Raw genomic sequence first — 13,344 nt, forward strand, 5'->3', positions numbered from 1 at the left:
GCTGGACGGGCGCGTCGCCGAGGCCGCGCGCATCGCGGCGGAGGCCGAGGGCGGGCTGCCGGTCTTTCTCACCCGCGACCTGGGCACCCTGCGTCGGACCCTGCGTGCCTTCGCGCGGGGCGAGCGGCGGGCCGGCATCCTGCGCAGTTCCGGCGCGCGCCGGCTGCGCGGCGACGGCTTCGGCGAGGAAGTTCCGGCCCCGGCGGTGGCGGACTGGTTCCTCCGCCGCTGGCCGGATGTGCGCGCCTCCGACGCGCTGGAGACCGGCGCGACGGAATATGCCTGCCAGGGGCTGGAGCTGGATGTGGCGGGACTGGCCTGGGGTGGCGACTTCCTGCCCGCCGGTGCATCGGGGTGGCAGGCACGCCGCTTCGTCGGCAGCGCCTGGCAGGTGGTGCGTCAGGCGCAGGAGCGCGACTTCATCCGCAACACCTATCGCGTGCTGCTGACACGGGCGCGCTACGAGACGGTGCTCTGGGTGCCGCGCGGCGATGCCGCGGACCGGACGCGCGACCCGGCGGCGCTGGACCTGCTGGCGGCGCGGCTGCTCCGCTGCGGCGCGCGGAGCCTGGACGAGGCCTCGATGGAGCCGCCGGAACAGGAGATGGAAGATGCGCCTTCTCTTCTCTAGCCTCGTCCTCCTCTTCCTCCTCTTCGCGGCGCCGGCCCGGGCCGGGGAGATCAAGCTGGCGACATGGAACCTGAACTGGCTCACCACGCGTGCGCCGGGCGATCCCCTGCTGCCACCGGAACTGCCCGGCCGTGGCGCGGAGGACTTCGCGCGCCTCCGCCTCTATGCCCAGCGGCTGGCGGCGGATGTGCTGGCGCTGGAGGAGGTGGATGGGCCGGAGGCGGCGGCGCGGCTGCTGGACCCGGCGGAATGGCGGTTCTTCTTCGCCAACGAACATGACGTGCAGCGGATCGGCATCGCCGTGCGCCGCCGCCTGCGGGCGCGGCAGAATCCCGATCTCGCCGCGCTGGACCGTGCGCCGGAGGCACGCTTCAGCCTGCGCCGGGGCGTGGACGTGACGATCGAGGAGCCGGGAGGTGCCCCGTTGCGTCTGCTGGCACTGCACCTCAAGGCCGGCTGCCGTCAGGGGGCCTTCCTGGAAGGCGACCGGGAATGCGCGATCCTGGGTGAGCAGGCAGGCATTGTCGCGGACTGGATCACGGCGCGGCAAGGGGAGGGCGGCGGCTTCGCCGTGCTGGGCGACTTCAACCGGCGCTTCCAGGGGCCGCGCGACGCCTTCCTGCGCCGGATCGCGAAGCGCGGCACGCTGCTCCGCGCCACGGAGGGGCGTTCCGATCCCTGCTGGGGCGGGCGGGATTTCATCGACCACATCCTGCTCGGCGGCGCGGCCCGGGACTGGCTGGTGCCGGACAGCCTGCGCGTGCTGGTCTATGCGGAGCGCGAGCCGGGCCGGAAGGACAGCCTGTCGGATCACTGCCCCGTCTCGGTCCGCCTGAACCTGCCGTGAACGAGGAAGCGCCCGCCCGGACGCGGTGGTCAACGGTGCCGTCGCTGGCGCGTTGCCTGCTGCACCGGATGGAACGGAGGCCAACCCATGTCGAATCCCATTCGCCAGCTCGTGGAACGACGGCGCATCACCTCGGGTGAGGGATTCGCGCTGAAGGACTATGCCACCGACGACAAGGGAAGCATCCCGCTGACCAAGGTGGAAAGCGAGGCGGCGCTGCAGGAGCGGATCGAGGCCATCGCCGAGTTGCAGGGCCGGCTCTATGCCAGCCGCCGCTGGTCCGTGCTCTGCATCTTCCAGGCGCAGGACGCCGCGGGCAAGGATAGTGCCATCAAGCATGTCTTCTCCGGCATCAACCCGCAGGGCTGCCAGGTCGTCTCCTTCTCCGCGCCGGTCGGGCTGGAGCGCGAGCACGACTTCCTCTGGCGCCACGTAGTGGCGCTGCCGGCCCGTGGCCGGATCGGCATCCACAATCGCTCCTGGTACGAGGAGGTCCTGGTGGCCCGCGTGCATCCGGAGATCCTGGCCGGCGAGGCGCTTCCGAAGGTCCTGGTGGATGACACGATCTGGGACGAACGGCTGGAGGACATCGGCTGCTTCGAGCGCTACCTCTCCCGGCAGGGGACGGTGCTGCTGAAGTTCTTCCTGCATCTCGGCGAGGAGGAGCAGCGCAAGCGCTTCCTGGCCCGGATCGACGAGCCGGACAAGAACTGGAAGCTGCAGCCTTCCGACATCGTGGACCGTCGCCGCTGGCACGATTACGAGACCGCCTACGAGACGGCGATCCGCGCCACGGCCGCGCCCTATGCGCCCTGGTACGTCCTGCCGGCGGACCGGAAGTGGTTGACCCGGTTGCTGGTGGCGGAGATCCTGCTCGGAACGATGCGGAAGCTGGACCTGCATTATCCCGAGGTCAGCGAGACCCAGCGGGAGAGCTTGCAGAAGGCGCGCAAGGCCCTGAGCTGACAGGTTTGCCGCCAGGGCTGGCCCGGTCTGCCGGACCGGTGAACTTCCGTTCATGAAGTTCAAGACAAGACGATAAGCGCCCCGGGACTCGCGCGCCTCGCTTTCCTCCCGCGCCAGCCTGCCTAGCATCGCCCCCAAAGCCGGGGCCGCAGGGCTGCGGGAAGAAAGTGGAGTTTCCGATGCGGGGTGGTTTGACGCGACGGCGGGCCTTGCTGTCGGCCAGTGCCCTCGTGACGCTGGGCGCAACCGGACAGGCGCGCGAGGTCAGCGGCCTGCTGCCCTGGCAGCCGGGAGAGGTCTGGCCACCCGAGGCCATGGCCCAGCCCGGCCCCTGGCTTTTCCTGACAGCGGACGAGGCCGCGGCGATCGAGGCGATCGCCGAGCGGATGATCCCGACCGATTCCCTCGGCCCCGGCGGCCGCGACGCGGGCTGCGCCATCTTCATCGACCGGCAACTCGCCGGTCCCTATGGCCGCCGCGACGGCTGGTACATGCAGGGGCCCTTTCCCGCCGACCCTTTGCCGACCCAGGGCTACCAGCTGCCCTTCACCCCGCGCGACATCTACCGCCAGGGCCTCGCCGCCCTGGCCCGGCATGTCGCCGCCGCCTTCAGCAACCGGCGCTTCCAGGAACTCGGCGGGGAGGACCAGGACAAGCTGCTGGCCGGGCTGGAGAAGGGCGAGGTGAAGCTCGACGGCTTCGACGGCAAGGTGCTGTTCGAGCAGGTCTACGGCAATGTCATGGAGGGCTATTTCGCCGACCCGATCTATGGCGGCAACAAGGGCATGGTCGGCTGGCGCATGATCGGCTTCCCTGGCACGCGCTACGACTTCCGCGACGTGATCGCACATCCGAACCAGCGCTACACCATCCCGCCCGTCGGCCTCATGGGCCGTCCGGAATGGGGCGGCCCCGGCGGTCCGCCGATCACCGCCGGATCGGGAGGGCGCATCTGATGCAGCGCCTGCCACGCAAGGATGCGGTGATCGTCGGCCTCGGCTGGACCGGGGCCATCATGGGCTACGAGCTCTGCCAGGCGGGGCTGGAGGTGGTGGCGCTGGAGCGTGGCCCCTGGCGCGACACCTCCACCGACTTCAACATCGGCACGGCGCCGGACGAGCTGCGCTACGCCATCCGCAACGAGCTCTTCTCCCAGCCGGCGCAGGACACGGTCACGGCGCGCAACAACCCGTCGCAGCGCGCCCTGCCGATCCGCAACTGGGGCAGCTTCCTGCCGGGCAACGGCGTCGGCGGCGCGGGCATCCACTGGAACGGCCATACTTGGCGCTTCATGCCGAGCGACTTCCGCCTGCGCTCGCACCTGACGGAACGCTACGGCGCGGCGATGATCCCCGAAGGCATGACCATCGCCGATTGGGGCCTGACCTATGAGGAGCTGGAGCCGTTCTACGACAAGTTCGAGTATCTCTGCGGCATCGCGGGGCAGGCGGGGAACCTGAAGGGGCAGATCCAGCCAGGCGGCAATCCTTTCGAGGGCGAGCGTTCGCGTCCTTATCCGACGCCGCCGCTGAAGATGTCGCACGCGCAGAACCTCTTCACCCGCGCGGCGACGGAAGCCGGGATGCATCCCTTCCCGCTGCCCTCGGCGAACATGTCGCAGCCCTATACCAACCCGCTCGGCGTCACGATGGGGCCCTGCACCTATTGCGGCTTCTGCGAGCGCTTCGGCTGCGCCAACTACTCCAAGGCCAGCGCCCAGACCACGATCCTGCCGGTGCTGATGCGCCATCCGGGCTTCGAGGCCCGCACGCAATGCGAGGTCTCGCGCATCCTGATGTCGGCAGACGGCAAGACGGCGACCGGCGTCGTCTATGTCGATCCGCAGGGGCAGGAATGGGAGCAGCCCGCCGATATGGTGCTCCTCTGCGCCTACCAGCTCTGGAACGTGCGGCTGCTGCTGCATTCGCAGATCGGCCGCCCCTACGACCCGCGGACCGGGGAGGGAGTGATCGGCAAGAACTACGCCTACCAGTGCAATTCCTCGGTGAACGGCTTCTTCGACGACCAGCTCTTCAACGCCTGGGCCGGGGCTGGGGCGCTGGGCATGACCTGTGACGACTACCAGGGCGATGTCTTCGACCACACCGGCCTGGGCTTCGTCGGCGGCGCCAACATCAACTGCACCACCACCAATGCGCGGCCGATCTCCGCCCGCCCCACCCCGCCCGGCACGCCCCGCTGGGGCAGCGCCTGGAAGAAGGCGACGGCCGAGAACTACCTGAAGGTCGCCAATGTCGGCAGCCAGGGCAGCGTCATGTCCTATCGCGACGCCTTCCTGGACCTGGACCCGACCTACAAGGACCGGCTGGGCCGGCCCCTGCTGCGCATGACCTTCGACTACCACGACAACGAAGTGAAGATGTCCGCCTATGTGACGCAGAAGATGGAGCCGATCATGCGGGCCATGGGTGCGAAGCAGATCCGCTCCACGCCCAAGAAGGCGGGCTGGGATGTGGTGCCCTACCAGACCACGCACAACACCGGCGGCGCGATCATGGGGGCCGATCCGCGCGGAAGCGCGATCAACAAGTATTCCCAGATGTGGGACGTGCCGAACCTGTTCGTCTTCGGCGCCTCCGCCTTTCCGCAGAACCCGGGCTACAACCCCACCGGCACGGTCGGGGCGCTAGCCTTCATGGCCGCGGACGCCATCACCACGCAGTATCTGAAGAACCCCGGCCAGCCGCTGGTGCAGGCCTGATGCGCCCGCTGCTCCACACCCTGGCCGGCCTCGCCGTCGCCGCCATGGCGGGCGTCTTGCCCGCCCGGGCCGAGCCCGACCGCTACGACCAGGTCGAGCGTGGCCGCTACCTCGCCATAGTGGGCGACTGCACCGCCTGCCACGCCGGTTCCGGCATCGCCCCCGGCATGCCGGGCTACGGCTCCCGGGGCTTCGCCGGCGGCCGGCCGATCGAGACGCCTTTCGGCCAGATCCGCGCGGCCAATATCACGCCGGATCGCGAGACCGGCATCGGCACCTGGACGGCGGAGGATTTCTACCGGGCCCTGCACGAAGGGCATGCGGCGGATGGGACGCGGCTCTACCCAGCCTTTCCCTACACCTACTACACCAAGGTGACGCGCGAGGATTCCGACGCGATCTTCGCCTTCCTGCAATCGCTGGAGGCGGTGCAGAACCCGGTGGACCGGAACACGCTGCCCTTTCCCTTCAGCATCCGCCTGCTGATGAAGGGCTGGAACCTGCTCTTCTTCCGCCCCGGCGCGTTCGAGCCGGTGATCGGCCGTTCGGCGGAATGGAACCGTGGCGCCTATCTCGTGGAGGGGCTGGGTCACTGCGGCGCCTGCCACACGCCCAAGAACATGCTGGGGGGCGACAAGACCTCCCAGGCCCTCGGCGGCGGCGAACTCCAGGGCTGGTTCGCGCCTTCCCTGACCACGGACAACCGCACCGGGATCGGCGGCTGGTCGGTCGAGGAGATCGTGGAGTACCTGCGCACCGGCCACAATGTGCATGGCGCCGCCTCCGGCCCCATGGCGGAGGTGGTGGAATACTCCACCATGCTGATGACCGAGGCCGATCTCCGCGCCATCGCCACCTATCTGAAACAGCCCCGCGAGGAGCCCGCCACCGCCGCGGCGCCCGCCCCGCTGCCGGCAGGGAACGCCCAGATGCAGGTGGGTGCCGCGATCTACATGGATGGCTGCCGGGCCTGCCATGGCCCGGATGGCAAGGGTGTCGCCGGTCTCTTCCCCGCGTTGGCGAACAGCCCCGCCGTGCAGCAGGCCGGGCCGGAGACCCTGCTGCGCGTGGTGATGCAGGGCTCCAAGCCCGCCACCACGGCGGCGGTGCCCACCGCCGCATCGATGCCGGCCTTCGGCTGGCGCCTGACCGATGACCAGGCGGCGGCGGTGACCACCTATATCCGGAACAGCTGGGGCAATGCCGCCCCGGCGGTCACGGCATCCCAGGCGCAATCCATGCGGGACCGGCTGGCGCAGAACCCGAACTAGGAGCCATCCGCGGCCATCCTCCCCCGGCATGCTGCTTGCACGCGGCAAGGCACCATGTCGGGATGGAGTGCTGTCATGATGCTGAAGCGACGCGCCGTACTGGGCGCGGCTGGTGCCCTGTTCGCCGCGCCACGGATCGGGCGGGCGCAGGATGCCCAGGTCCTGAAATTCATCCCCTACGCCGATGCGGCGGTGCTGGACCCGATCTGGACCACCTCCTACGCCACGAGGAACCATGCGCTGCTGGTCTTCGACACGCTCTACGGTCTGAATGACCGCTTCGAGCCAGAGCCGCAGATGGTTGCCGGCCATGTCACCGAGGATGACGGGAAGCTCTGGCGCCTGACACTGCGCCCCGGACTGAAGTTCCATGATGGGCAGCCGGTGCTGGCGCTCGACTGCGTCGCCTCGATCCGGCGCTGGGCCCGGCGCGACGCCTTCGGACAGGCGCTGATGGCCGCCACGGACGAGCTCGCGGCGCCGGATGACAGGACCATCCGGTTCCGCCTCAAGCGGCCCTTCCCGCTGCTGCCGGCGGCCCTGGGCAAGCCGGGTTCCAACGTTCCGGTCATCATGCCGGAGCGGCTGGCGAGCACCGATGCCTATACACAGGTCAAGGAGATGGTGGGCAGTGGGCCCTTCCGCTTCCTGGCCGGGGAGCATGTGCCGGGCGCCCGCCTGAACTACGCCCGTTTCGAGGGCTATGTGCCGCGCGAGGGCGGCGAGGCCAGCTTCACCGCCGGGCCGCGCGTGGCGCATTTCGACCGGGTGGAATGGCATGTGGTGCCGGACCCGGCGACCGCCGCGGCGGCGGTGCAGTCGGGCTCGGTGGACTGGCTCGACCACGCGCTGATCGACCTCGTTCCGGTGCTGAAGCGTGATCCGGCCCTGGAGGTTCGGGTGAACGACCCGACCGGGCTGATCGGCAACCTTCGCTTCAACCACCTGCTGCCGCCCTTCGACAACCCGGCGATCCGCCGTGTGGTCCTGGCGGCGGTGAGCCAGGCGGACTGCATGTCCGCGGCGGCTGGGGCAGACCCCACGCTCAGCCAGACCGAAGTCGGCTTCTTCGACCCGGCCTCGCCCATGGCCTCCAAGGTCGGGATGGAGGCGCTGGGCTCGCTCACCAATCCGGCGAAGGCGAAGAAGGCCCTGGCCGAGGCGGGCTACCGTGGCGAGCGGGTGGTGATCCTGGCCGGGACGGATGTGCCGCGCATCAACGCCGTGTCCGAGGTCGTGGCCGAGACCATGCGGCAGATGGGCGTGAATCTGGACTATGTCGCAGCCGACTGGGGCAGCGTCGTTTCCCGCGCCACGATCCGCAAGCCGATCGAGGAAGGCGGCTACAACTGTTACTGCACCTACTGGGCCGGGATCGATCAGTGGTCGCCCGCCGTGCACAACTTCCTGCGCGGCAATGGCGAGAAGGCGCCGAATGGCTGGCCGACCAGCCCGGAGCTGGAGCGCCTGCGCGATGCCTGGTTCACGGCGCCGGATGAGGCGAGCCAGAAGGATCTGGCGGCGCGGATGCAGAAGCAGGCCTTCCTCGACGTGCCCTATGTGCCGCTGGGCAAGATCCGCCAGCCGACCGCCTACCGGAAGGGACTGGTGGGGATGCTGAGTGGGCCGCCGCAGTTCACCAACATCCGGCGCGCATGAAGAAAGAGCGCGGCGGATTTCCCCGCCGCGCCCTGGTCTCGGAAAGGCGGGTGGATCAGTCCGCCGTCTCGGGCTCCCGCTCCGCCTCGCCATCGCCCGGGCCTTCCTCGGGCTTGGGCAGGGCAGGGGGCGGGGCCTCGGTGATGTCGAAAGTGAGCATGCCATCCTTCATGCCGACCTTCACCGAGCCGCCCTTCACCAGCTTGCCGAAGAGCAGTTCCTCGGCCAGCGGCTTCTTGACGTATTCCTGGATGATCCGGGCCAGCGGGCGTGCGCCGTAGAGCGGATCGTAGCCCCGCTCCGCCAGCCACTCCTTGGCCGCCGAGGACAGCTCGATCGTGACGTTGCGGTCCGCGAGCTGGGCCTCCAGCTGCATCACGAACTTCTCGACGATACTGCCCACGATCTCCTGCGTCAGCCCGCTGAAGGGCACCACCGCGTCCAGGCGGTTGCGGAACTCGGGGGTGAAGAGGCGCTTGATCGCCTCCTCGTCCTCGCCCGTCCGGACCTCGCGCCCGAAGCCGATGCCGGCCTTGGCCATGTCGGAGGCCCCCGCATTGGTCGTCATGATCAGGATGACATTGCGGAAGTCCACGATCTTGCCGTTGTGGTCGGTCAGCTTCCCGTGATCCATCACCTGCAGCAGGATATTGTACAGGTCCTGATGCGCCTTCTCGATCTCGTCGAGCAGGAGCACGCAGTGTGGGTGCTGGTCCACGGCGTCGGTCAGCAGTCCGCCCTGGTCGAAGCCCACATAGCCCGGCGGCGCGCCGATCAGGCGGGAGACCGAGTGCCGCTCCATGTACTCGGACATGTCGAAGCGGGTCAGTTCGATGCCCAGCGTCTTGGCGAGCTGCTTGGCCACCTCGGTCTTGCCGACACCGGTCGGGCCGCTGAACAGGTAGTTGCCGATCGGCTTCTCCGGATCGCGCAGCCCGGCGCGGGACAGCTTGATCGCGGCCGAAAGGGCCTCGATCGCCTTGTCCTGGCCGAAGACCATGGACTTCAGGTCGCGCTCCAGGTTCTTGAGCGTCTCCTTGTCGTCCGTGCTGACCGACTTGGGCGGGATGCGCGCGATCTTCGCGACGATATCCTCCACGTCCTTCAACGTCACGGTCTTCCGGCGCTTGTTCTCCGGCAGCAGCATGCGGGAGGCGCCGACCTCATCGATCACGTCGATCGCCTTGTCCGGCAGCTTCCGGTCATTGATGTACTTGGCCGAAAGCTCCACCGCCGCGCGGATGGCCTCTGGCGTATAGCGGACCTTGTGGTGCTTCTCGTAGTTGGTCTTGAGGCCCTGGAGGATCTTCACCGCATCCTCGACCGACGGCTCGTTCACGTCGATCTTCTGGAAGCGGCGGACCAGCGCCCGGTCCTTCTCGAAGTGCTGCCGGTATTCCTTGTAGGTCGTGGAGCCCACGCAGCGCAGCGTGCCCTGGGCCAGGGCCGGCTTGAGCAGGTTGGAGGCATCCATCGCCCCGCCGGAAGTGGCGCCGGCGCCGATCACCGTATGGATCTCGTCGATGAAGAGGATGGAGCCCGGGTGCTGCTCCAGCTCCGTCACCACGGCCTTCAGCCGCTCCTCGAAATCACCGCGGTAGCGGGTACCGGCCAGCAGCGCGCCCATGTCGAGCGCGAAGATGGTGGACTTCAGCAGCACCTCGGGCACGTCGCCCTCGATGATCCGCTTGGCCAGCCCCTCGGCGATCGCGGTCTTGCCCACGCCCGGGTCGCCCACGTAGAGCGGGTTGTTCTTGGTGCGGCGGCAAAGGATCTGGATGGTCCGCTCGATTTCGCTGTCGCGGCCGATGAGCGGGTCGATCTTGCCCTGCTGCGCCTTCTTGTTGAGGTTGACGCAGTAGTTCGAGAGGGCGTCCTGGCCGCGCTTGGCGCCCGTCTCGCCGCGCCGCTCCTCCTCCTTGCCCCGGGGCTCGCCGCCCTCTTCCGCATTGCCCTGCACCGGGCGGTTCTGCGACCGGCCAGGGGCCTTGGCGATGCCGTGGGAGATGAAGTTGACCGCGTCGAGCCGCGTCATGTCCTGCAGCTGCAGGAAATAGACGGCATGGCTTTCCCGCTCGGAGAAGAGGGCGACGAGGACATTGGCGCCCGTCACCTCGTCCCGGCCGGAGGACTGGACATGGATGGCTGCGCGCTGGACCACGCGCTGGAACCCGGCCGTCGGCTTCGGGTCGCCGCCGCGGTCACTGATCAGGCCGGCGAGGTCCTTGTCCAGGAACTCGGCGAGATCGCGCTTGAGCTTCTCCAGCTCGACGCCGCAGGCGCGGAGGACGGTGGTGGCGTCCGTGTCGTCGCAAAGCGAAAGAAGGAGATGCTCCAGCGTCGCATACTCGTGCCGGCGATCATTCGCGAGCGCCAGGGCGCGATGGAGCGTCTGTTCGAGGTTGCGGGACAGCATACTGAGGCGACGCTCCCCTGATGGCCCGCCCCGGAACGGGATGCACCGGGGGCAGGGTGGTTAGAAGGCTAATGTGGGGCCTTTCCTTACGAGGCGGGAGAGGCGTTACACGATTGTTTCACGTCTAGTCTTTCTCAATCGTGCATTGGAGGGGGTGCTGGTTCTGCCGGGCCAGGTCCATGACCTGGGTGACCTTGGTCTCCGCCACCTCATAGGTGAAGACCCCGCAGACGCCGACCCCGCGCCGGTGCACGTGGAGCATGATGCGAGTCGCCTCCTCCCGGTTCTTCTGGAAGAACCGTTCGAGGACATGCACGACGAACTCCATCGGCGTGTAGTCGTCGTTGAGCATCAGGACCTTGTACATGGCAGGCTTGCACGTCTTCGGACGCGCCTTGACGACCACGCCGCTCGCCGGTCCCTGATCCCCTTGTCCGCCCCCGGGGTTATTCCCGCCGGGCCTCTTATCCTGTTCGCTCATCGGTCGCCCGCTCAACCGGGCCGTCCCGCCGGAAGAGGCGGAGCGGCGGAATGCTCTCTGGAATGGAAGGCGATTGGCGCGGGAATATCAAGATGAAGCCGCACCGTCCGCCGCGGCGACGCGCCGGAAAAGGCGCGCGCCGGACCGCTGCCGAGATGGCGCTCGTCTTCCGGGAATGCAAGGCATGGGCTCTGCGGCCCACGCGGCCCGGATCGCGGCTGCGGGAATGCGCGCCGCCGTCCCACCGGGCAAGAGCCCCGGAACCCGCGATGCGGGCCGGGACCAGGAACGGCAAAAGCCCGGCCACTCTCGCGGCCAGGCTGTGCCCGGAGGCCGGAAATCCTCCGGCCCCGTTCTGGACCCGCGACGGGGATCAGACGTTCAGCGGCTTGGAGGCGCGCTCCATCACCAGCGTCATGCGCTGGGCGAGCGGGGCGCTGGCCTGCTCGGCGAGGCGGAAGCCGGCTTCCTGCAGCTTGGCGGTCTCGCCCATCATCCGCTCCATCGTCTGGCGGGCGAAGTTGGCCTGCAGCTCCGCCGCGTCCTTCACGCTGCGCACGGTGGCGAAGGCGCGGGCGTTCTCCATGGCCTGGTCGGACAGGGACTGGAGCAGGGCGAGGGTCTGGCGGCTCAGATCCTGGGTGCCGGCCACATAGGTCTGCGTCGCCTGGGTCAGGGCCTCGACATTGCCCCGGCCGAAATCCATCGCTTCCTGGGCGGACTTGAAGATGCCCTCGGCGAGCTTGGTGGCCTGGGTCATGCTTTCCTCCATCATGCGGCGGGTCTGGGTGGCGCCGGTTTCCAGGGCGGCCTTGCCCTGCTGCATCGTCTCGTTGGCGGCGGCGGTGGCGTTCTGGGTGGTGTCGGACGCGAGCCGTGCAACCTTCGGTTCGGTAGCCATCTCTTCTATATCTCCCAAGTCTTGCGGCCAGAGTTGTAGCTCTTTGCTGCGCCGCAGCAAAGGGGTTTTCGCCTCAAACAGGTTTGAGTTCCACAACAAAATTGATGCGGTGCCAAAAAATGTGACCCGGCATGGGGATCGGAAGCCAAGCCGTCCGGAAAATTCGAGCAAAATCCGGATGGTGGGCGTGGACATGGCCATGGGGTGACGATTATCGTCGGTTGTCCGGCACGCTGGGGGGTGTGCCTGGGCCTGGACATCGAGTCCGCGAGGGGGAACTACGGATATGTCACTTGGCTGGCGCACGCCCCGTCGCGTGCGATGCTTGGCCTTGGCATTCGCCTTGGTATCGGGTTGGGGGGCAACCATCCTGGGGATCGTCCCGGCGGCGGCGCAGATCGGCTCCGACCGCTATGCCTCGATCGTCATCGATGCACGGAGCGGCCAGGCCCTGTCCGCCGCGAATGCCGACGAGCCGCGCTATCCCGCCTCGCTGACCAAGATGATGACGCTCTATCTGCTGTTCGAGGCATTGCGGGACGGCCGCATGACGCTGGACAGCCGCATGGTGATGAGCGCCGAGGCGGCCTCGCAGTCCCCCTCGAAGCTGGGCATCCCGCCGGGCAGCTCGATCTCGGTGGAGCAGGCCATCCTGGCCCTGGTCACCCTCTCGGCCAATGACGTCGCCTGGATGATCGGCGAGACGCTGGGCGGCAGCAACGACCGCTTCGCCCAGATGATGACGCAGAAGGCGCGCCAGATCGGGATGACGAACACCGTCTTCCGCAACGCCAACGGGCTGCCGGATTTCCAGCAGGTCACCACGGCGCGGGACATGGCGGCGCTGGGGCGGCGCCTCTATATCGATTTCCCGAACCGCTACCACTATTTCTCCACGCCGGAATTCCGCTACGGCGGCCGCCGCGTGCGGTCGCACAACCGGATGATCGGCACCTATGAGGGGGTGGACGGCATCAAGACCGGCTTCATCTCCGCCTCCGGCTTCAACATCGTCACCTCGGCGCAGCGCCAGGGACAGCGGCTGGTGGTGGCGGTCTTCGGCGGCTCCACCTGGGTGGAGCGCGATCGCCATGCGGCCGCGCTGCTGGATGACGGCTTCGCCAAGCTGGGCATCGAGCCCTCCACGCCTTCCGCGCTGCTGGTGGCCTCCGCCGGCGCCGGTGCTGCCCGCGCCGCCGGCGGGCTGATCACCGGCCGGGCCCATGCCGCCACGGTGAGCGGACGCGCCGCCATGCGGGCCGCCCGTCAGGCACGCCTCGCGGCCGTCGAGCCGGTGCGGCGCGATCCTCCGGCGAAGCTGGTGCGGACCTCGGCGCAGATCCGCCCGCTCCGCCCGATCACCCGCAATGCCAAGATCCTGGAACAGGGCGATGGCGGAGCCTTCATCCGGACGGCCAAGCCGCAGGCCGCGCGGGGCCGCGCCGCCACC

At 68.6% G+C, this 13,344-nt stretch carries 11 protein-coding genes; 8 read left to right on the forward strand and 3 right to left on the reverse strand.

Annotated elements, in window-relative coordinates:
- The 7 genes from ROTAS13_RS09585 to ROTAS13_RS09615 form a co-directional block, all read left to right on the forward strand.
- On the forward strand, positions 1–631 hold a 631-nt coding region (locus ROTAS13_RS09585), incomplete at its 5' end, for a DNA/RNA helicase domain-containing protein (protein WP_139323304.1).
- The gene (locus ROTAS13_RS09590) at positions 612–1,478 is read left to right on the forward strand and encodes an endonuclease/exonuclease/phosphatase family protein (RefSeq protein WP_058389065.1); all 867 of its coding nucleotides are present in this window, start codon (positions 612–614) and stop codon (positions 1,476–1,478) included. The genes ROTAS13_RS09585 and ROTAS13_RS09590, both read left to right, overlap by 20 nt.
- Before the next feature lie 87 nt (positions 1,479–1,565).
- Positions 1,566–2,444 (forward strand): PPK2 family polyphosphate kinase, encoded by an 879-nt coding sequence (locus tag ROTAS13_RS09595; RefSeq protein WP_019463123.1) that lies wholly within the window; start codon positions 1,566–1,568, stop codon positions 2,442–2,444.
- A 179-nt stretch (positions 2,445–2,623) separates the two neighbouring features.
- On the forward strand, positions 2,624–3,400 hold the full coding sequence (locus ROTAS13_RS09600; protein ID WP_075822196.1) for a gluconate 2-dehydrogenase subunit 3 family protein: 777 nt from the start codon (positions 2,624–2,626) through the stop codon (positions 3,398–3,400).
- Positions 3,400–5,166 (forward strand): GMC family oxidoreductase, encoded by a 1,767-nt coding sequence (locus ROTAS13_RS09605; RefSeq protein ID WP_058389063.1) that lies wholly within the window; start codon positions 3,400–3,402, stop codon positions 5,164–5,166. Before ROTAS13_RS09600 ends, ROTAS13_RS09605 begins: the two co-directional genes overlap by 1 nt.
- A complete protein-coding gene (locus tag ROTAS13_RS09610) occupies positions 5,166–6,437 on the forward strand; it encodes a cytochrome c (protein WP_058389062.1) in 1,272 nt (423 codons plus the stop codon). The genes ROTAS13_RS09605 and ROTAS13_RS09610 overlap by 1 nt, the downstream gene beginning before the upstream one ends.
- 78 nt (positions 6,438–6,515) lie before the next feature.
- Positions 6,516–8,096 carry an ABC transporter substrate-binding protein gene (locus ROTAS13_RS09615; RefSeq protein WP_075822199.1) on the forward strand — a complete coding sequence of 527 codons (1,581 nt, stop codon included), beginning with the start codon at positions 6,516–6,518 and terminating at the stop codon, positions 8,094–8,096.
- Between the two features lie 55 nt (positions 8,097–8,151).
- On the opposite strand, the gene clpA is transcribed toward ROTAS13_RS09615, so the two are convergent.
- From clpA to ROTAS13_RS27090, 3 genes are all read right to left on the reverse strand, one after another.
- Complete coding sequence (clpA, locus tag ROTAS13_RS09620) at positions 8,152–10,512, reverse strand: ATP-dependent Clp protease ATP-binding subunit ClpA (protein WP_019462652.1); 2,361 nt, start codon at positions 10,510–10,512, stop codon at positions 8,152–8,154.
- A 124-nt stretch (positions 10,513–10,636) separates the two neighbouring features.
- A complete protein-coding gene (gene clpS / locus ROTAS13_RS09625; RefSeq protein ID WP_075822197.1) occupies positions 10,637–10,993 on the reverse strand; it encodes an ATP-dependent Clp protease adapter ClpS in 357 nt (118 codons plus the stop codon).
- Positions 10,994–11,366: 373 nt separating this feature from the next.
- Positions 11,367–11,894, reverse strand: coding sequence for a phasin family protein (locus tag ROTAS13_RS27090; RefSeq protein WP_019462650.1), 528 nt, complete (start codon positions 11,892–11,894; stop codon positions 11,367–11,369).
- A gap of 331 nt (positions 11,895–12,225) precedes the next feature.
- Between ROTAS13_RS27090 and ROTAS13_RS09635 the strand changes: the two genes are divergently transcribed.
- Positions 12,226–13,344, forward strand: a 1,119-nt coding sequence (locus ROTAS13_RS09635) for a D-alanyl-D-alanine carboxypeptidase family protein (RefSeq protein ID WP_253187652.1), incomplete at its 3' end; no start/stop codon positions are given.

Source organism: Roseomonas sp. TAS13, from assembly GCF_001950415.1.
Taxonomy (GTDB): Bacteria; Pseudomonadota; Alphaproteobacteria; order Acetobacterales; family Acetobacteraceae; genus Roseomonas; species Roseomonas mucosa.